This window comes from Microbacterium sp. NPDC007973 (genome assembly GCF_042958465.1).
Lineage (GTDB): Bacteria > Actinomycetota > Actinomycetes > Actinomycetales > Microbacteriaceae > Microbacterium > Microbacterium galbum.
Map to the genome: position 1 here is coordinate 118,422 of NZ_JBIBJJ010000005.1, position 19,486 is coordinate 137,907.

Below are 19,486 nucleotides of genomic sequence, written 5' to 3' on the forward strand. Positions count from 1 at the left end.
CGAAAGACACCGTGACGACCTTCACCATCGGCGAGACCGACTTCCTGCTCGACGGGCGACCGCACCAGGTCATCTCGGGCACGCTGCACTACTTCCGCATCCACCCCGAGCACTGGGCCGACCGCATCCGCACAGCCAAGGCGATGGGGCTCAACACCATCGAGACCTACGTCGCGTGGAACGCGCACGAGCCCGTGAAGGGCGAATGGGATGCCACCGGCTGGAACGACCTGGGCCGCTTCCTCGACCTCATCGCCGCCGAGGGGCTGCACGCGATCGTGCGTCCGGGACCCTACATCTGCGCCGAGTGGCACAACGGGGGGCTGCCGGTGTGGCTGACCTCGACACCGGGGATCGGCATCCGTCGCTCCGAGCCGCAGTTCGTGGAGGCCGTGACGGAGTACCTGCGCCGCGTGTACGAGATCGTCGCCCCGCGCCAGATCGATCGCGGCGGCAACGTCGTGCTGGTGCAGATCGAGAACGAGTACGGCGCGTACGGCTCCGACAAGGAGTACCTGCATGAGCTCGTGCGCGTGACGAAGGACGCCGGCATCACCGTGCCGCTGACCACCGTCGACCAGCCCATGCCGTGGATGCTCGAGGCGGGGAGCCTGCCCGAACTGCACCTCACGGGTTCGTTCGGCTCGCGGTCCGAGGAGCGCCTCGCGACCCTCCGGGAGCACCAGCCCACCGGACCGCTGATGTGCAGCGAGTTCTGGGACGGGTGGTTCGACTGGTGGGGCAGCATCCACCACACGACCGACCCCGCGGCATCCGCCCACGACCTCGACGTGCTGCTCGCGGCCGGGGCCTCAGTGAACATCTACATGGTGCACGGCGGCACGAACTTCGGCACCACGAACGGCGCCAACGACAAGGGCCGGTTCGACCCGATCGTGACCTCGTACGACTACGACGCACCCATCGACGAGTCGGGCCATCCGACGGCGAAGTTCCACGCGTTCCGCGAGGTCATCGCGAAGTACGCGCCCGTGCCGGCGGAGGTTCCCGCGCCGCGGCCCGCGGCCCCGTCGTTCGAGGTGGCGCTGTCGGGCGAAGGCGAGTGGATGCCGGCGGCCGCCGATACGGCCCCGATCGACTCCCCCGCCACCTTCGAGCAGCTCGGACACCTCGGTCCTCTCGTGCGGTACGACGTCGAGCTGCCGTCGTTCACCGGTCGCGCGGCGCTCGTGTTCGACGAGGTGCGCGACCTCGCCTGGGTGCACGTGGACGGGATCGCGGTGGGACGACTGTCGCGGTCGCTGCGCGAGCGCGCGCTGATGATCCCCGCCGGCGCGCGACTGACGGTGCTCGTCGAGGACCAGGGACGCGTGAACTACGCCGATCGTCTCGGCGAGCCGAAGGGGCTCATCGGCGCGGTGACGCTGGACGGCGCCCCGCTCACCGGCTGGACCGCGACGCCGATCGACCTCGACACCGTCGAGGGCTCGGGCTCGGGCTCGGGCTCGGGCTCGGGCTCGGGCTCGGCGGGCCGGGCGTTCCTGCGCGGGACGTTCGAGCTCGACGCGCCCGGCGACCTCTTCCTCGACACCGCCTCGTGGGGCAAGGGCTTCGCCTTCGTCAACGGCTTCTTCCTCGGTCGGTACTGGAACAACGCACCGCAGAACACGCTCTACGTGCCGGGACCGGCGACCCGCGCCGGAGCGAACGAGATCGTCGTGCTCGAGCTCGAGCACGCGGTGGAGCCGGTCGCGCGCTTCGTCGCGGAGCCGTCGCTGGGGCAGCTCGAGGAGTAGGCCGGCCGTCCCTCCGGAACAGGCGATCCGTCGCGTGCAGGACGACCCGCGGGAGGGCGGTCCTGTTCGGCGGATCGCCTGTTTCCGCGTGTGCGCAGACGCGCGTCGCGCGGGAGGAGCAGGATGGGGTCATGACGATGGCCGCCTGGCTCCGCTCGCTCCCCTCGCTCACCGGGGTGGCCCCGGAGCCGGATGCCGCGCCCCTGCCCGATACGCCGGAGCCGCTGTTCGAGCGATGGATCCGCGGGGCGGTGGAGGCGGGTGTCGCCGAAGCGCACGGTGCCACCCTCTCGACGGTGGATGCCCGCGGCATCCCGGACGCCCGCGTGCTGATCCTCAAGGACCTCGGTCCGGGAGGCTGGGCCTTCGCGGGCCCGCGCGACTCGGCGAAGGCGGAGCAGCTGGCCGCCCACCCCGTCGCAGCCCTGACCTTCTGGTGGCCGGCCGTCGTGCGGTCCGTCCGCGTGCGCGGCCGGGTGGTCGAGGCATCGGCGGAGGAGTCCGCGGCCGATCTCGCTGCGCGATCCGCCGCCGCCCGCGACGGGATCGCTCCGGGCGGGTGGGTGCTGTGGCGGCTCGTTCCCGACCACGTCGAGTTCTGGCAGGGCTCCGCCGATCGCCGTCACCGGCGCACGATCTACCGTCGCGTCGGCGACGGCTGGCGGGTATCCGCCCCCGAGGCGGAGAGCGAGCGACGATGAGCGGCTACGAGATCACCGACATCGGCGCGATGGCCGCGTGGCGCGAGCACTTCGGCGGGTTCGTGCCGGAGCGCTCGCGCGACGGTCGACGCGTCGTCGACCACGAGCTGACCATGCAGTTCATCGGGATGACGGCGAACGCCCTCCTCCCCGGCGAGGACGCGGGGTACTGGCACACGCACAGCCGGGTCGAGGAGCTCTACGTCTTCCTCGAGGGGCGCGGACAGATGGGCTTGGGAGACGACGTCGTCGACGTCGGCGCGGGGAGCGTCGTCCGTGTCGGTCAGGGCGTGTGGCGCGTCTGGCGCGCGCTCCCCGACAGCCCGGGCGAGCTGCGCTGGCTGTGCATCCGCGCGGGCGGTGAGGCCCTGCCCCACATCCCCGACGACAGTTCGCGCGACGCCGATCGCCCGATGCCGTGGGCCGCCGCCGGCTGACCCCTCGGCGCTAGGCCGATCCGCGCCAGACGACCGGAGCGTCGAGCAGGATGCCGTCGGCATCCGCCACGCCGCCCGAGAGCTGCAGCAGCACCGCCTCGGCGGCCGCCGCCCCCAACCCTTCCGCGGGCTGATCGACCGTGCTGAGCGGGGGGTCGGTGCGCAGCGCCCAGGCGCTGTCGTCGAAGCCCACGACGCCCACGTCGTCGGGCACGCGTCGCCCCGCCGCGCGCAGAGCCTGCACGGCGCCGGCCGCCACGGCATCCGACGCTCCGAAGACGGCGTCGAGGTCGGGCGCGCGCTCGATCAGACGCCGCATGCCCGCCTCGCCGTCGGCGAAGGCGTACAGCGCGACGGGTTCGACGAGATCCTCGTCGAAGTCGGCGCCCAAGGCCTCGCGGAAGCCCGCCAGGCGGTCGCTGCCGGAGTCGCGGTCGAGAGCCGCGGCGATCATGCCGATGCGTCGACGACCGGTCGCGCGCAGCTTCTCGGTGATCGCGCGCGCCGCTCCGAGATTGTCGATGCCCACCCACGGGCGGGAGATGCCCGGGGGGTGGCCGACATAGGCGACGGGCAGCCCCAGGCGCTCCACGACGTCGGTGATGGGGTCGTGATGCCGGGCCGAGACGATCACCGCGCCGTCGACGAAGCCTCCGCTGAGGTAGCGCGCGACGCGGTCGGTGTCGCGCTCGGTGTCGACGACCACGCACACCATCTGGTAGTCGGCCTTCGACAGCGCCGTGTTGGCACCGAGCATGATGCCGCCGATGTTCGGGTCTTCCAGGAACAGCGAATGCGGCTCGTGCACGATGAAGCCGACCGCCTGCGTGCGCTGGCGGACGAGGTTGCGGGCGGCTGTGTTGGGGACGTACCCGACCTCGCGGATCGCGGTCTGGATCGCCTCGCGCGCTTGATCGGAGACGTATCCGCCGTTGAGGACACGGCTCACCGTGCCCCGCGACACCCCCGCGGCCTTCGCCACGTCATGCACCGTGCTGCGCCGGCGCCCGGGCGGAGGAGGCGTCATGAGGGTCAGCCTAGCGGGACGCGGGAGTTGACGACGGCGGTACGGCGTGTCAGTATGTGCACGTTCACACATCCTCATTCGATGTTCCACATCGCCGGTGTGTGCACGTTCACAGAACCCCGCAAAGGAGCGCCCACCGGATGCTTGCCGTCGATCATCTGGCCCCGCTCGATCGCGACAGCGACCGAGCGACCGACCCGACCCGCGCGGGCGCCGCGCTGGACGCCCTGACCCGCGAGGGCCTCGTGTTCGGATGCGACTACAACCCCGAGCAGTGGGACCGCGCGGTGTGGGACGACGACATGCGCCTCATGAGCGAAGCGGGCGTGGGGCTCGTGGCCGTGAACATCTTCGGCTGGTCCTGGATCAACCCCGATCACGGCATCTGGAACTTCGACGAGCTCGACGAGGTCATGGACCTCGCCCACGCGCACGGCATCCGGGTCAACCTCGGAACCGCGACCGCCTCGCCCGCCCCCTGGGTGACCACTCGGCATCCCGAGATCCTGCCCGTGGCCGAGGACGGGACACGGCGTTTCCCCGGCGGCCGCCAGGCGTACTGCCCGAGCTCCCCGGTCTTCCGCGGCTACGCGGCCGAGCTGAGCCGTCGCGTCGTGGAGCGCTACGCCGAGCACCCCGCCCTGGCCATGTGGCACGTCTCGAACGAGCTCGGATGCCACAACGCCCTGTGCTACTGCGAGGCCAGCGCCGCGGCGTTCCGCGACTGGCTGCGCGCCCGGTACGGCACCGTCGCAGCCGTCAACACCGCCTGGGGCACCTCGTTCTGGAGCCAGCGCTACAGCGACTGGGGGCAGATCCTCCCGCCGATGGCCGCGCTGTCGCTGCGCAACCCCGGGCAGCTGCTCGACTTCCAGCGCTTCTCCTCCGACCAGCAGCTCGAGCTGTACCGCGCCGAAGCCGAGATCATCCGCGCGCGCAGCGCAGCCCCGGTCACCACCAACTTCATGGTCACCGCGCACATCCGGGCGCTCGACTACTTCTCCTGGGCCGGCGAGATGGACGTCATCGCCAATGACCACTACCTCGACCGGCGACTCGCCGACCCGATCGCGGAGCTCTCGTTCGCGGCCGACCTCACGCGCGGCATCGCCGCGGGCACCCCGTGGCTGCTGATGGAGACCGCGACCGGCGCCGTGAACTGGCAGCCGCACAACCTCGCCAAGGGCGAGGGCGAGCTGCTGCGCAACGTCGCCTCGCACGTGGCGCGCGGCGCCGACGGCATCTGCTTCTTCCAGTGGCGCGCGTCGGCCCAGGGCGCCGAGAAGTTCCACTCCGCCCTCCTCCCCCACGCCGGCACCGACACCGCGCAGTGGCGCAGCGTCCTCGAGGTCGGCCGTACCCTGCGTGCGCTCCAGCCCGTCGCCGGGACGCGCGTCGCGTCCGACGCGGCCGTGCTGTTCGACTGGGAGAGCTGGTGGGCGCTCGAGAACGAGGGCCGCCCGAGCGAAGACCTGCGCTACCTCGACCAGGTGCACGCCGCGCACGGGGCCCTCGCCGCCGCCGGGATCTCGACCGACGTCGTCTCGGCGGGCGCCGACCTCTCCGCCTACCGTCTCATCGTCGTCCCGGCCCTCCATCTCGTGCGGGATGCCGACGTCGATCGCCTGTCGCAATTCGTCGAGGCCGGCGGCACCGTCGTCATCACCTTCGCCAGCGGCATCGTCGACGAGCAGGACCGGGTGCGGCTCGGCGGGTACCCGGGCGCCTTCCGCGACCTGCTCGGGATCGTGTCGGAGGAGTTCGCCCCACTGGGGCCCGCGCAGGTCGTCACGCTCGACGACGGCAGCACCGGCTCGGTGTGGTCGGAGCGTCTGCGCACGGTCGACGCCGAGATCGACGCGCTCTTCGTCGACGGTCCCGCGGCGGGGCTCCCCGCACGCACCCGCCGCGCGGTCGGCGACGGTTCGGCGTGGTACCTGGCGACGCTCCCGTCGGCCGACGCCTACCGCGACCTCCTCCTGCGCATCGCCGCGGCATCCGGCATCCGCACCCTCGACGCCGTCACCGGGGTCGAGGTCGTGCGCCGGGCGGGCGAGGACCGCGCCTTCACGTTCGTCATCAACCACACCACCGAGTCGGTCGAGATCGCGGCGCACGGACGCGACGCGCTCACCGGCGAGCGCGTCGACGGTCTCGTCACCGTCGCCGCCGGTGCCGTCCGCATCATCGAGGAGGCCTCGTGACCACCACCGCTCCCGCTCCCGCGCGGGCCGAACGCGCGAGCGCCCCGAGGCCGCGCCGACCGCGCGTGCCCTTCAAGAGCGCGATCGTCATCCTGCTGGCGCCGTTCGCGGTGCTGTTCGTCCTCTTCTACGTCCTGCCGATCGTCTTCGCCATCGTGCAGTCCCTTCTGGTGGTGCGCCGCGAGGGCACGTTCGGCAAGGCCGAACTCGTCTTCGGCGGGCTCCAGCAGTACGCGCTCGTCTTCCAGAACGAAGCGTTCTGGGCGTCGATGCTGCGCATGCTCGCGTTCGGCGTCGTGCAGGTGCCCGTGATGCTCGGCCTCGCGCTGATCTTCGCGCTGCTGCTGGACTCGCCGCTGCTGAAGGGCAAGCGGTTCTTCCGTCTCGCCTTCTTCGTGCCGTACGCGGTCCCCGGTGTGATCGCGGCGATCATGTGGGGCTCACTGTTCTCGCCCAACCTCTCGCCGTTCACCGCGTTGACCCGGAACGTCGACTTCCTCGGCGCCGACCTCGTGCTGTGGTCGATCGCGAACGTCGTCACGTGGGTCTACGTCGGCTACAACATGCTGATCATCTACTCGTCGCTGCTGTCGATCCCCAGTGAGATCTACGAGGCGGCCCGCCTCGACGGTGCGGGGCAGTTCCGCATCGCGTGGTCGATCAAGATCCCGCTCGTGCGGCCCGCGATCGTCATGACCGCGATCTTCTCGATCATCGGCACGCTGCAGCTGCTCGCCGAGCCGCAGGTCTTCCGCTCGTTCAGCTCCGCGGTCACCAGCACCTTCACTCCCAACATGACCGTCTACGCCACGGCATCCATCCCCAACGCCAATCTCGCGGCGGCGTTCTCGGTCGTGCTGGCCGTGACCACCTTCGTGCTGTCGTTCGGCTTCATGAAGTGGATGCAGAAGAAGGGCAACGCATGAGCGCCGTCACCACCTCCCGACGCCCTCTCGGCACCCGCGCGGGCGGCCCCCGCCCCGGCGCGACCCGTTCGGGCGCGGTGCGCGAGCCCCTCGTCTCGCGTACCTCGGCGATGCTCGTCATGGCCGTCTTCACGGTCTACTTCCTGCTGCCGCTGTGGTGGCTGCTGGTGGCATCGAGCAAGAGCACGGGCGACATCCTCACCACCAACCCCCTGTGGTTCGCCGACATGCGGCTGTTGTCGAACATCGGCGATCTGTTCGCCTACCGCGACGGCATCTTCCTGCGCTGGCTCGGCAACTCGCTGCTGTACGCCGGCCTCGGCGGAGCGGTCGCGACGCTCCTGGCCGCGATGGCCGGGTACGCGCTGGCGAAGTATCGCTTCCCGGGCCGCGAGCTCGTGTTCGACGTCGTGCTCGGCGGTGTCCTGGTGCCGGCCACCGCGCTCGCCCTGCCGCTGTTCCTCATCTTCAGCCAGGTGCAGCTCACGAACACCTTCTGGGCCGTGTTCCTGCCCTCACTCGTCAGCCCGTTCGGGGTGTACCTCGCGCGCATCTTCGCGGCATCCTCTGTGCCCGACGAGCTGCTCGAGGCCAGCCGACTGGACGGCGCCGGAGAGATCCGCACGTTCTTCACCGTGAGCCTGCGGCTGATGAGCCCGGCGCTGGTCACGATGTTCCTCTTCCAGTTCGTCGCGATCTGGAACAACTTCTTCCTGCCGCTGATCATGCTGCGCAGCGAGGAGCTGTTCCCCGTGGTGTTCGGGCTCTACGGCTGGAACAACCAGCTCAACCAGATCCCCGAACTGCGCGGGCTCGTCCTGATCGGCGCCCTGCTGTCGGTCATCCCCCTCATCGTCATCTTCCTGCTCCTCCAGCGCTTCTGGCGCAACGGTCTCGGGACCGGCGCGCTGAAGTGATCCGTTCGGCGGCTGCGGCCGCCCCCACCCCGGGCGCAAACGGCGCGTCCGGGCACCCAGAGAAAGAGGCATCCCCATGAAGCACAGAATCCTCGCGGCGACATCCGGCGTCGCCCTGTCGGCTCTGCTCCTCGCCGGTTGCGCCGGAAGCGGGAGCGGCGACGGCGCCGCGGCCGCCGACTGCGCCCCCGCCGACGGTCCCGTGACCCTCGAGTTCACCTCGTGGATCCCGGGCATCGAGAAGGCCGTCGACCTGTGGAACACCGAGAACCCCGATATCCAGGTCAAGGTGCAGACCGGCCCCAACGGCAACAACGGCACGTACCAGAACTTCTTCAACCAGATCGCCGCGGGCAACGCCCCCGACCTCGGCCAGATCGAGTACGACGCCCTCCCCAACTTCCTCGTGCAGGACGGCGTCGAGAACATCGCCGCCTGCTCCGACGTCGTCGCGGCGAAGGACCAGTTCGTGGGCTGGGCGTGGAACCAGGTCGCCCTCGGCGAGGACGGCGCCGTGTACGGCATCCCGCAGGACATCGGCCCGATGGCGCTGTTCTACCGCAAGGATCTCTTCGCGGCGAACGGCATCGCGATCCCCACCACGTGGGACGAGTACACCGAGGCCGCCAAGAAGATCCGCGCGCTCGGCGGGTACATCACCAACTTCTCGCAGTCCGACATCAACCAGTTCGCCGGCTTCGTCTGGCAGGCCGGCGGGCAGTGGTTCGGCAACGACGCGGACGGCTGGACCGTCTCGCTCACCGACCCGGCGTCGGAGAAGGTCGCCGATTACTGGCAGTCGCTCATCGACCAGGACCTCGTCTCGACCTACCCGGCGTGGACCGACGAGTGGAACAACGCCTACAACTCCAGCCAGGTCTGGACGTGGAACTCCGCCGTCTGGGGCGCGAACTCGATCTCGAGCGGCGCTCCCGATACCGCGGGTGGATGGGCCGTGGCCGACCTGCCGCAGTGGAACGCCGGTGACTCCGTCTCGGGCAACTGGGGCGGATCGTCGATCGCCGTCCTCAAGGGCAGCGAGCACCCCTACGAGGCGACGACCTTCGCCCTGTGGCTGAACACCTCCGAGGAGGCGCTGACGGTGCTCAACGAAGAGGCCAACATCTACCCCGCCACGACCGAGGGCTTGAAGCTCCCCTCGCTCACGCAGGGCGTGGAATTCTACGGCGGACAGAAGATCTACGACGTCTTCGCCAAGGCCGCGACCGAGGTGACGCCCGACTTCGTGTGGGGCCCGACCATGACGAAGACCTACGCCGACGTCTCCGACGGCTTCAAGGCCGCGGTCAGCGGCAGCGGCACGCTCGCCGACGCCCTCCAGAAGGGCCAGGATGCCACCATCGGCGCCCTGGAGTCGCAGTCCATCCCCGTGAAGAAGTAACGCTTCCTTCTTCCGGCGACGCCCGTGGATGCTCCGGCATCCGCGGGCGTCCTGCGTTTCCGGCTACCGCCGCGGTGGGGGCACCGGGATTGGGGCGCGTTCTTCCGTTCGGGGCGCGGTATCCCCCGCCCCGAACGCGCGATCGCGCCCCAAACCCGTTGGGGCGAGCGGCGGGCGGGCTCAGGATGCCGCGGCGGCCGCGGCGCGGCGCGCGGCATGGGCCAGGGCCTGCCGCAACGCGGCCGGGCGGGCGTCGGCGATCGGCCGGTCGAACCGGAGGCACTCCGCGGCGAGGGCACCCCACGACCACGAACCCAGCGACACGCGGGTCCGCCCGTCTTCGGTGGCCGCGAGGGTGCCCTCGATCACATAGGGCTTGAGCTCGGATCGCGCCGCGGCGACCACGATGTCGCCCCGGCAGGGCCAGCGTCCCGTCTCGTCGCCCCCGCGGAACCGCCCCTCGAGGTAGCGCACCGGATCTCCGCCGGGCAGCGCGCGTCGGGCGAACGGGCGGCCTCGGTGGGTCTTCAGCGTCATCCGATCGACGCGGTAGATGCGCCAGTCGTCGCGCTCGGGGGTGAAGCCGATGAGGTACCACCGTCCCGAGGACCACACCAGGTGGTGCGGCTCGGTCACCCGCGCGGGCCCCTCCGAGCCGGAGTAGTCGAAGCGCACCTCCTCGGCTGCCTCGATGGCCGCCTCGATCGCGCCGAGCACGGAGGGGTCGACGCCGACCGCACCCGCCGGCGCGATCACCTCGACCGCGAAGCGCTGCGCACGACGCCCCAGCGGCGCCGGCAACAGGCGCGAGAGGACGCTCAGCGCCTCATCGGCGGCGTCGGCGAGGGGACCGCCCGCAGAGGCCGCGACCCGCAGGGCGACCGCGACGGCGACGGCCTGATCCGCGTCGAAGGCCACGGGCGGCAGATGCGCCCCCGCGCGCAAACGGTAGCCGCCTGCGGGCCCGCGCGTCGCATCGATGTCGTATCCGAGTTCGCGGAGGCGGTCGACGTCCCGGCGGATCGTGCGCTCGCTCACGTCGAGACGACCGGCGAGCGCAGCCGCCGACCAGTCGCGGCGGGACTGCAGAACGGTCAGCAGCGACAGCAGCCGCCGCGAGGTCGAGGGAGCGGAGGTCTCCGGCATGGCATCCATTCTGCGGCGCAATGCGGACCAACTCTGTCCGCAATGCGCGGGAGAGTCATGGCATCCGGAACCTCCCGGCGTCAGACAGGAATCGACATGACCCTCACCACCACCCTCCACGTAAACTTCGACGGCCACGCGGCCGACGCCCTCGCCTTCTACGCGGAGGTGTTCGGCGGAACCGTCACGGCGGTCCCTTACGGCGACACGGCCGAAGTTCCCGAGCAGCGCGAGCAGATCGTGTGGGGCGAGATGGTCGCGCCCAGCGGCGTGCACGTGATGGCGTACGACATCCAGCGCTCGCTCGCCTACGACCGGGGCGCGAACCCCTTCTACCTCGCGCTGCGCGGACGCGACGCCGATGAGGTGCGCGCCGCATGGGAAGGACTGAGCCAGGATGCCGAGATCCTCGCCCCGTTCGGACCGTCGGCGTTCTCGCCGCTGTACGGCAAGCTCGTGGACCGCTTCGGCGTCGTGTGGATCATCGACGTGATCGCCCCCTGGAACGGCTGAGCCATCGCCGGCAGGGCTCGGCAGGATCAGCCCCGGGGCTCGGATGTCGCTGCGTCGGGCACTCTCCGACGCAGCGACACCTGAGCGGCGGCTCGACACCCCGAACGCGACGGATGACGGGTCGGCTCACTCCGCGATCGGCACCGGCACGACGGCATCCGTCTTCGCCGGCAGCGACGGACTCGCGAAGCGCGCCTTCGCGACCACCGCGGCGGCGGCGATCATGAGCGCCGCGCCCAGGACGTACGGTGCCGCGTGAGCGACGTGCGCGTAGAGCAGTCCCGCCAGCAGCGGCGCGACCGTCCCGACCGCGGCGTTGAGAGATTGCGCGGCACCCGCGATCCAGCCCTGCTCGTCGTCGCCGACGGCGTTGGAGAGCAAGCCGTCCATGGTGGCCTGCGCCGCCCCCTGGCCCGCGGCGAGCGTCAGGGCGCCCACGACGAACAGCCACGGTTGCGCCAGGAGCGACGCGACCCCGGCGAGGGCGACGAGTCCGACCGCCTGCGCGACGATCCCGCTGATCACGACGCCGCGCTCGCCGATGCGCGGCAGCAGGAAGCCCAGCAGCACCCCTTGGATCGCGATGTCGATGATGCCGACGCACGCGGTGAGCAGGCCGATCGCGGTGGGGCTCCAGGAGATCGCATCGAGGGCGAGCACGCTGAAGTTGTTGACGAAGAAGCCGAACGGAAGGCCGACGAGGATGAGGCCGACCATGAGCCCGCGGAGCTCGGGTCGACGGAAGACGCCGCGGAAGACCGCGAAGGGGTGCACCGCGCGCAGGTCGAGAGAGGCGATCCGCCGGTCGGGGGCGAGGCTCTCGGGCAGCAGGAAAATGCTCAGGATCGCCACCGTCAGCGCGAGACCCGCGGTGACGAACACCGGCAGGTCGACGTCGATCGCGGCGAGGGTGCCGCCGAGGGCGGGCCCGACCATCGTGCCGATGCCGGCCGTCGCCCCGAGGATGCCGAAGCGGCGAGCGCGCTTCTCGGGCGGGGTGATGTCGGCGAGGTAGGCGAAGAGAGCGGGGAGGTCGCCGGCGGTCACGCCCTGCACGATGCGGCCGAGCAGCAGCACCCAGAGGGCGCCCCCGATACCGAAGAGCAGGAAGCCGAGGGCTGCCCCGAACCCGGCGACGATGATGACGGGGCGACGCCCGAAGCGGTCGGAGATGCGGCCGAGGAACGGCGCGACGAGGAACGCGCAGAGCGCGTTGACGGTCTCGAGGATGCCGACCCATACGGCCAGGTCGGCGGGGTTCGACACGTACCGGAGGACGACGAAGGGCAGTACCGGCAGCACGACGGTCATGCCGGCGGTGGTGAGCGTCGTGATGACAACGAGCATCACCCAGGCGCGGCGGCCGGGGACGGGGGTGGAGGAAAGCGAAGTCACGCCGTAACTGTACTCGTACCAGTTTTGTTGTCAATACAGTTATGGACCCATTCCGGTAGACTGCCCGCATGAACACAGACGTCGGACGCCGCGAGCGCAAGAAAGCCGCCACCCGCAAGGCCATCTCCGACGCCGCGACCGCGCTCTTCGTCGAGCGGGGGTTCGACGAGGTCAGCATCCGCGAGGTCGCCGACGCCGCCGACGTATCGCCCACGACCGTGTTCGCGCACTTCCCGCAGAAGGAGGCGCTCGTCTTCGATGAAGACGACGCCCAGCGCGAGATGCTCGTCACCGCCGTGCGCGACCGCGCGTCCGGTACCTCGGTGTCGGACGCGCTGCGCGAGCTCTACCGGCGCGAGCTGATCGGCCTCGCGTTCGACCCGACCGGCGAGCACCGCCGCCAGTTCATGAAGCTCATCACCGAGACCCCCGCCCTGCACGAGTACGCCTCACGCATGTGGCTCCGCCACGAAGACGCCCTCGCCGAGGCCATCGCCGAGACCACCGGGCAGAGCGAACCGGATGCCGAGACCCGCGTCTACGCGAGGATGGTGCTGCAGCTGCAGATCCTCGCGTTCGAGCACGACGACGCCGCGGCGACCATCGAGGCGGGCTTCCGCCTCCTGGAGCGGGGCTGGCGCGAGCCGCGATGACGGTGCACACCCCGGGGAGCGCTTCCGGGGCCCCCGACCCTGTCGCGCGTCAGGCCTGGGCGGTGCTCCGGCGCACGACCACCGACGCGGGAACCGTCTCGGCGATCGGCTCCCCTCCCTCGATCGCACCGACGAGCGCCGTGACGGCGCGCCGACCGAGGGCGTCGAAGTCTTGGCGCACCGTGGTCAGGGGTGGACGGAACTCGGCGGCATCCGCGATGTCGTCGAAGCCGACGACGGAGACGTCCTCGGGAACGCGCCGCCCCGCATCGGCGAGGGCCCGCAGCGCGCCGAGCGCCATCTGATCGTTGGCGACGAAGATCGCCGTCGCCTCGAGCAGGTGCGACACCGCCCGATGACCGGATGCCGAGGTCCAATCGCCGCGGACCGGCTCGGGGGTGACGAGCCCGGCGTCGGCGAGCGCGTCGCGCCACCCTCGTTCGCGCTCGGCCGCGGCGAACGAGCCGCGCGGCCCTCCGAGGTGGTGCACCGTGTCGTGGCCGAGCGCCAGCAGATGCGCGGTCGCGGCGCGGGCGCCGGCGGCGTGGTCGGTCTGCACGATGGAGAAACGCGCGTCGGGCGGCGAATCGACCACGACCACGTGGAGGTCGGCGGGCGGGTCGACGTCGCGGGCGAGCTCGGTCGCCTCGTTCAGCACCACCGCCCCGTCGACGCCCTGCGATCGCAGTCGCGCGAAGGCGTCGCGGATACCGCGCTCGCCCACCGTCTCCACGACGAGCGCATAGTCACGGGCGGCGGCGGCCTCGGAGATGGCCTGGAGCATGCGGGAGTTGCCGACGGACGCGAGGGTCGACACGACGAGACCGATGGTGGAGGTCTGACCCGTGCGCAACGCACGGGCGGCGCGGTGCATGCGGTACCCGAGGTCGGCCATCGCCTTCTCGACGCGGGCACGCGTGGCCGGGTCGACGCGGGGGCTGCCGTTGGCCACGCGCGACACGGTCTGCGCCGAGACTCCGGCCCTCTCGGCCACATCGGCCATGGATACGCGCATCACGCCCCCTCGATGTTGACGATATCACGGCCCGGATGTAGCGTGTTATCGTGAACACGGACAGCCTCACCGCGGAGCCCCTGAGCGCCGGCGTCGTCAAGCGGCCCACCCGCCTCGCCGACGGACGCGAGCTCATCTACTTCGACGACCCCGACACGACGCTCGGCGCCGAGCGCGCGGTCGACGCCCGCACCCTCGACCCGCGGCCGACGACGGCGACCATGCGGCAGGACGTGCTGACCGGTGACTGGATCACCGTGGCATCCAATCGGCAGAACCGGGCGTTTCTGCCCCCCGCCCACCTCGACCCGCTGTCTCCGCAGACGCCGACCAACCCGTCCGAGATCCCCTCGCTCTACGACGTCGCGGTCTTCGAGAACAAATCACCCTCGTTCGGCCCGGCGCTCGATGCCGCCATCCGAGACGCCCCCGCCGCCGTCGACCCGCCGCGCGGCGACGACGACCTCGAGCACCTCGGCCTCGGCCGCACGCGCACCTCGGTCGGCCGGTGCGAGGTCGTGTGCTTCAGCCCCGCGCACGAGGGGTCGTTCGGCTCGCTCTCGCGCACCCGCGCCCGCACCGTCATCGAGGCGTGGGCCGATCGGACCGCGGCGCTGTCGGCTCTGCCCGGCATCCGTCAGGTGTTCCCGTTCGAGAACCGCGGGGAGCAGATCGGGGTCACGCTCCCCCACCCGCACGGGCAGATCTACGCCTACCCGTACGTGACCCCGCGCACGCATCGCCTGCTCGACACGATCTCGCGCACCTCGAACGACCTGTTCGCGCGCATCCTGGAGTTCGAGCAGGGCGGCGAGCGCGTCGTGCTGCGCGGGGAGCACTGGACCGCCTTCGTCCCCTTCGCCGCGCGCTGGCCCATCGAGGTGCACGTGCTCCCGCACCGCCACGTCGCCGACCTCGCCGAGACGACCGACGCCGAGCGCGACGAGCTCGCCCCGTTCTACCTGCGGCTGCTGCGCGGCATCGACGCGCTCTACGACACCCCCACCCCGTACATCGCCGCCTGGCACCAGGCTCCGGTCGGCCGGGGCCGGGATGCCGTGCGCCTCAACCTGCAGATCACCTCCCCCCGTCGTGCCGCCGACAAGCTGAAGTACCTCGCCGGATCCGAGGCCGCCATGGGCGCCTGGATCGGCGACGTGACCCCCGAATCGCAGGCCGAGCGCCTGCGCGCCGCCCTCGACACCGTTCCGGAGGTGACGGCATGACCGCCGTCGACGACGCCCGCACCCTTCTCCGCACCCTCACCGACGCCCCGGAGACCGGGGTGTGGTCGGCCCCCGGTCGCGCCAACCTCATCGGCGAGCACACCGACTACAACGAGGGCTTCGTCTTCCCGTTCGCGATCGCGCAGCGCACCGCCGCGGCCGTCGCGGTACGCTCCGACGACGTCATCCGCGTGACCTCGACGTTCGCCCCCGACCCGGTGGAGGTCTCGCTCGCCGACCTCGACGCCCGGATCGCCGCCGGCGGCCTCGACTGGGCGGGCTACCCGCTGGGCGTGGCGTGGGCGCTGCGTCGGGAGGCCCCGGATGCCGCGCCCCGGGGCGTCGACATCGCCCTCGCCTCCGACGTTCCCGTGGGCGCCGGCCTGTCGTCATCGGCCGCCATCGAGGGGGCCGTGGCATCCGCTCTCAACGATGTGTGGAACGCGGGTCTCGACAAGGTCGCGCTCGCGCGGGTGGGACGCATCGCCGAGAACGACGCCGTCGGCGCCCCCACCGGGATCATGGACCAGATGGCCTCGATGCTCGGCGTCGCCGACGCGGCCACGTTCCTCGACTGCCGCACGCTCGAGACGCGTCCTGTCGCGCTCGGCTTCTCCGACGCGGGCCTGGCGATCCTCGTGGTCGACACGCTCGTCGAGCACGCGCACTCCACGGGGGGCTACCGCGAGCGTCGCGAGGCGTGCGAGCGCGGGGCGGCCGCGTTCGGAGTCGGCTCCCTGCGCGATCTCACGGTCGACGACCTGCCCCGCGCGGCGGAGATCCTCGACGACGTCACCTTCCGCCGGGTCCGCCACGTCGTGACCGAGAACCAGCGCGTGCTCGACACCGTCGCCGCCCTCGACGCCGACGGTCCCGCCGCGATCGGCGACCTGCTGGTCGCCTCGCATGCCTCGATGCGGGACGACTTCGAGATCTCGGTGCCCGAGCTCGATCTCGCGGTCGAGACGACGCTCGCTTCGGGTGCGCTCGGCGCGCGGATGACCGGCGGCGGCTTCGGCGGCGCGGCGATCGCGCTGATGCCCGTCGGCCTCATCCCGGCGGCGACGGATGCCGTGCGGGCCGCGTTCGCGGCATCCGGGTTCCGCGCCCCGAACGTGTTCACGGTGACCCCCTCGGAGGGTGCGCGCCGCGACGCGTGACGGGCGCGGGCCCCAGGGAAGTCGAGGCAGGCCGGGCCGCGGGGCACGCGCGGCAGCGCGTGCACAACTCCTGCGTTCGGGCGCGAACCCGCCCACCGAGGCCGAAACCGGCATGAATCTCCGGAGTTGTGCACCGCCGCCGCGCAGGCGGGACCAGCCGTATCCGCCCGAGGGGCGCGAGTGGTTCCCGGTCGACGTTCCGCCGGGCGAGCCAGACGTTCCTCGCGCTGAACGGGTGGGACCGCGGTCGGGGGTGAGCCCGGACCGGCAGGATGGGGGAATGGATGCCGCCGCGCTCGCCACCACCTCGAAGGGACGCCTGCGGGGGTTCCGCCGCGGTCGGACCGCCGTGTTCCTCGGCGTCCCGTTCGCCCAGCCTCCGATCGGGCCGTTGCGCTTCGCGGCGCCCCTCCCCGTCGAGCCCTGGGAGGGCGAGCGCGACGCGACCGCCTACGGACCGACCACGCAGCGGGGCGACGCCGGCATCACCCTCATCCCCGAGCCGAGTGTCCCGGGCGACGCCACCCTGAACGTCAACGTCTTCGCGCCCGCTGATCGGAAGCCGGATGCCGCCCTCCCGGTGCTCGTGTGGATCCACGGCGGGGGCTACACCTCGGGGTCGCCCGCGAGCCGGTGGTACGACGGCGACACGTTCGCGCGCGACGGCGTGATCACCGTCGTGATCTCGTACCGGATCGGCTTCGACGGCTTCGGCCTCATCGAGGGGGCACCGACGAACCGCGGCCTTCGGGACCAGATCGCCGCCCTCGAGTGGGTGCGCGACGAGATCGGCGCCTTCGGCGGCGACCCGGCGCGTGTGACGGTAGCCGGGCAGTCGGCAGGCGGCGGGTCGGTGCTCGCGCTGATGGCGAGCCCGGGGGCATCCGGACTCTTCCACGGCGCGATGGCGATCTCGCCCGCGATCGGCGCCGTCGCCGTCGGTTCCGCCCGGCGCTTCACCGAACGCGTGGCGTCGCTGGCCGGGGTCACCGCCGACCGCGAGGGGCTCGCGGCCGTGCCGGAGGAACGGCTGATCGCGCTGCAGAAAGCCGCCGGCAAGCCGCCGCGCGGACGCGCACTCGCAGCGCTGACGGCGCTGTTCGACGAGGGGCTTCCGCTCGGGCCGGTGATCGACGGCGATGTGCTGCCGCGGCATCCGCTCGAGATGCTCGCCGAGGAGCCCGGCGTACCCCTGGTCATCGGCTCGACCGACGACGAGTTCACGATGTTGACCTCTCGCTACCGGGACGCGCTGCGGGTCGTGCCCGTGTCGCTGGCGCTGGCCGTGCTCGGTCTCGGGCGCTCGCGGCGGCGCGCCTACCGCGAGCGCACGCGGCGTCGGGGCGCCGCGGCGGTTCTCGGCGGATACGCGACGGACCGGGTGATCCGGGCGACGGTGCTGCGGGTGGCGCGGGCGCGGGCGGCCTCCGCGAGGATCGCTGCCGACGCTCCTTCGGCCTCGGGGGGTGACGGCTCGACACCGGCGACCTGGGTCTACCGCTTCGCCTGGGCGTCGCCGATGTTCGGTGGGGCGTGCCACTGCCTCGACGTGCCGTTCTGGTTCGATCACCTCGACGCGGACGGGGTGACCGCGATCGCCGGAGACACTCCTCCGCGGTCCCTCGCCGCTCAGGTGCACGGCGCAGCGGTCGCGTTCGTCCAAGGCGGCGACCCCGGGTGGCCGACGTGGGATGCCGCGCATCGACGTGCGCGGGTGTTCGACGTCGCGGCATCCGTCCCGCCCGTCGAGGTCGACGCCTACGCCGACGTCGCTCCGCTCGTCTGACGCGCGAGGCGTCGAGCGGGTGCGACGGGTCTCGGACACTGCCGCGTCGGGGCGGCTGCGCACGGGCACCATGGCGTTCCGGGGGCGGCTGCGCACGGGCACCATGGCGTTCCGACGCGCCTGCGCGCGGGCGCCACGGCGTTCCGGGGGCGGCTGCGCACGGGCACCGCAGCCGCCCACCGCGCGCTCTTACAGTGCCGGGATGACCTCGCGCTCGAACAGCGAGATGCCGGAGGTGTCGTACGCGGCCTCGGGGAAGTAGTGGATCGCGTAGCCGAGGCCGTGCGCGGCACGCTCGCGCAAGCGCTCGACGATCTGCTCGGGGGTGCCGAACGCGTCCGATGAGCGGTAGTCGGCCTCGATGGCATCCGCCCGCTCGTCACCCACGTGCGGACGAAGGCGCGCGACGACAGCGGCTAGGCGCTCTTCGGCCTCCGACTCGGTCTCGGCGACGATCGTGTTGAAGTTCGTCGACCGCGTGATCTCGCTCGCGTCTCGCCCGAGGTCGTCGCAGTGTCCGCGCAGGACCGCGCTCTTGTGCTCGAACTCCTCGATCGAGCCGCCGAAGTTCGTGTACGAGGCGTACTTCGCGGCGATCTTGAGCGTGACCTTCTCGCCGCCGCCCGCGATCCACAGCGGGATGCCGCCGGGCTGCAGCGGCTTCGGCTGCACGATCGCGCCGTCGACCTCGTAGTAGGTGCCCGAGAGGGTCGCTTCACCCGTGGTCCAGGCCTGGTGCATGATCTCGACGCCCTCGCGCAGACGCCCGAGACGCTCGCCGATGGGCGGGAAGCCGTAGCCGTACGCCTTCCACTCGTGCTCGTACCACCCGCCTCCGATGCCCATCTCGGCACGCCCGCCCGAGATCGCATCGACCGTCGCCGCGACCTTGGCGAGGTAGGCCGGGTTGCGGTAGCCCATGCACGTGCACATCTGGCCCAGGCGCACGCGATCGGTCGCGGCGGCGAAGGCCGCCATGAGCGTCCAGGCCTCGTGCGTGGCCTCGGCGCTCGGGACGGGCGTCGTGTGGAAGTGGTCGTAGACCCACAGCGAGGTCCAGGGGCCGTCGTCGGCGCCCTGAGCGAGCGCGTTCATGACGCGCCAGTGCTCACTCGCATCGATGCCGACGAGGTCGAAGCGCCAGCCCTGCGGGACGAAGATGCCGAAGTCCATGGCCTCACCCTAGGCGTGGCCACCGACATCGGGGGTCGTCGGGCCGCA

General features: G+C 71.6%; 17 protein-coding genes. 12 read left to right on the forward strand and 5 right to left on the reverse strand.

Translation table 11 applies throughout. The annotated features are described in order from the left end of the window. Nucleotides 1–11: 11 nt before the first annotated feature. The 3 genes from ACFZA2_RS16900 (at nt 12) to ACFZA2_RS16910 (ending at nt 2,895) form a co-directional block, all read left to right on the forward strand. Nucleotides 12–1,757 carry a beta-galactosidase gene (locus ACFZA2_RS16900; RefSeq protein WP_391407125.1) on the forward strand — a complete coding sequence of 582 codons (1,746 nt, stop codon included), beginning with the start codon at nt 12–14 and terminating at the stop codon, nt 1,755–1,757. Between the two features lie 131 nt (nt 1,758–1,888). Further along, on the forward strand, nt 1,889–2,458 hold the full coding sequence (locus ACFZA2_RS16905) for a pyridoxamine 5'-phosphate oxidase family protein (protein WP_391407127.1): 570 nt from the start codon (nt 1,889–1,891) through the stop codon (nt 2,456–2,458). Further along, nucleotides 2,455–2,895: a cupin domain-containing protein gene (locus tag ACFZA2_RS16910; RefSeq protein ID WP_315994478.1), complete on the forward strand. Its 441-nt coding sequence runs from the start codon at nt 2,455–2,457 to the stop codon at nt 2,893–2,895. The genes ACFZA2_RS16905 and ACFZA2_RS16910 overlap by 4 nt, the downstream gene beginning before the upstream one ends. Nucleotides 2,896–2,905: 10 nt before the next feature. Here ACFZA2_RS16910 and ACFZA2_RS16915 read toward each other — a convergent pair whose 3' ends face one another. Further along, complete coding sequence (locus ACFZA2_RS16915; RefSeq protein ID WP_391407130.1) at nt 2,906–3,922, reverse strand: LacI family DNA-binding transcriptional regulator; 1,017 nt, start codon at nt 3,920–3,922, stop codon at nt 2,906–2,908. Between the two features lie 140 nt (nt 3,923–4,062). On the opposite strand from ACFZA2_RS16915, the gene ACFZA2_RS16920 reads away from it, so the two are divergent. From ACFZA2_RS16920 to ACFZA2_RS16935, 4 genes are all read left to right on the forward strand, one after another. After that, a complete protein-coding gene (locus tag ACFZA2_RS16920; RefSeq protein ID WP_391407132.1) occupies nt 4,063–6,126 on the forward strand; it encodes a beta-galactosidase in 2,064 nt (687 codons plus the stop codon). Continuing rightward, nucleotides 6,123–7,052, forward strand: a complete 930-nt coding sequence (locus ACFZA2_RS16925) for a sugar ABC transporter permease (RefSeq protein ID WP_366376332.1) — start codon at nt 6,123–6,125, stop codon at nt 7,050–7,052. Before ACFZA2_RS16920 ends, ACFZA2_RS16925 begins: the two co-directional genes overlap by 4 nt. Continuing rightward, the gene (locus ACFZA2_RS16930; protein WP_391407135.1) at nt 7,049–7,969 is read left to right on the forward strand and encodes a carbohydrate ABC transporter permease; all 921 of its coding nucleotides are present in this window, start codon (nt 7,049–7,051) and stop codon (nt 7,967–7,969) included. The genes ACFZA2_RS16925 and ACFZA2_RS16930 overlap by 4 nt, the downstream gene beginning before the upstream one ends. Before the next feature lie 76 nt (nt 7,970–8,045). Beyond that, the gene (locus tag ACFZA2_RS16935; protein WP_391407137.1) at nt 8,046–9,371 is read left to right on the forward strand and encodes an ABC transporter substrate-binding protein; all 1,326 of its coding nucleotides are present in this window, start codon (nt 8,046–8,048) and stop codon (nt 9,369–9,371) included. Between the two features lie 180 nt (nt 9,372–9,551). Here ACFZA2_RS16935 and ACFZA2_RS16940 read toward each other — a convergent pair whose 3' ends face one another. Next, the gene (locus ACFZA2_RS16940) at nt 9,552–10,517 is read right to left on the reverse strand and encodes a helix-turn-helix transcriptional regulator (protein ID WP_391407139.1); all 966 of its coding nucleotides are present in this window, start codon (nt 10,515–10,517) and stop codon (nt 9,552–9,554) included. Between the two features lie 96 nt (nt 10,518–10,613). On the opposite strand from ACFZA2_RS16940, the gene ACFZA2_RS16945 reads away from it, so the two are divergent. Beyond that, entirely contained in the window at nt 10,614–11,030 is a 417-nt protein-coding gene (locus ACFZA2_RS16945; protein ID WP_391407141.1) for a VOC family protein, read from the forward strand. A gap of 126 nt (nt 11,031–11,156) precedes the next feature. Here ACFZA2_RS16945 and ACFZA2_RS16950 read toward each other — a convergent pair whose 3' ends face one another. After that, nucleotides 11,157–12,425, reverse strand: a complete 1,269-nt coding sequence (locus ACFZA2_RS16950) for an MFS transporter (RefSeq protein WP_391407143.1) — start codon at nt 12,423–12,425, stop codon at nt 11,157–11,159. A 68-nt stretch (nt 12,426–12,493) separates the two neighbouring features. Here ACFZA2_RS16950 and ACFZA2_RS16955 point away from each other — a divergent pair, with 68 nt between their 5' ends. Further along, nucleotides 12,494–13,078 carry a TetR/AcrR family transcriptional regulator gene (locus ACFZA2_RS16955; RefSeq protein WP_391407145.1) on the forward strand — a complete coding sequence of 195 codons (585 nt, stop codon included), beginning with the start codon at nt 12,494–12,496 and terminating at the stop codon, nt 13,076–13,078. A gap of 49 nt (nt 13,079–13,127) precedes the next feature. Here ACFZA2_RS16955 and ACFZA2_RS16960 read toward each other — a convergent pair whose 3' ends face one another. Beyond that, entirely contained in the window at nt 13,128–14,093 is a 966-nt protein-coding gene (locus tag ACFZA2_RS16960; RefSeq protein ID WP_391407147.1) for a LacI family DNA-binding transcriptional regulator, read from the reverse strand. A 50-nt stretch (nt 14,094–14,143) separates the two neighbouring features. On the opposite strand from ACFZA2_RS16960, the gene galT reads away from it, so the two are divergent. The 3 genes from galT to ACFZA2_RS16975 all read left to right on the forward strand — a co-directional run bounded on the left by galT (nt 14,144) and on the right by ACFZA2_RS16975 (nt 18,265). Next, nucleotides 14,144–15,319 carry a galactose-1-phosphate uridylyltransferase gene (gene galT / locus ACFZA2_RS16965; protein WP_391407149.1) on the forward strand — a complete coding sequence of 392 codons (1,176 nt, stop codon included), beginning with the start codon at nt 14,144–14,146 and terminating at the stop codon, nt 15,317–15,319. After that, a complete protein-coding gene (gene galK, locus ACFZA2_RS16970; RefSeq protein WP_391407151.1) occupies nt 15,316–16,479 on the forward strand; it encodes a galactokinase in 1,164 nt (387 codons plus the stop codon). Before galT ends, galK begins: the two co-directional genes overlap by 4 nt. 280 nt (nt 16,480–16,759) lie before the next feature. Beyond that, entirely contained in the window at nt 16,760–18,265 is a 1,506-nt protein-coding gene (locus ACFZA2_RS16975; RefSeq protein WP_391407153.1) for a carboxylesterase/lipase family protein, read from the forward strand. Nucleotides 18,266–18,454: 189 nt separating this feature from the next. Here the strand turns inward: ACFZA2_RS16975 and ACFZA2_RS16980 are convergent, their stop codons facing one another. Beyond that, on the reverse strand, nt 18,455–19,438 hold the full coding sequence (locus tag ACFZA2_RS16980) for an LLM class F420-dependent oxidoreductase (RefSeq protein ID WP_391407155.1): 984 nt from the start codon (nt 19,436–19,438) through the stop codon (nt 18,455–18,457). Nucleotides 19,439–19,486: the final 48 nt, after the last annotated feature.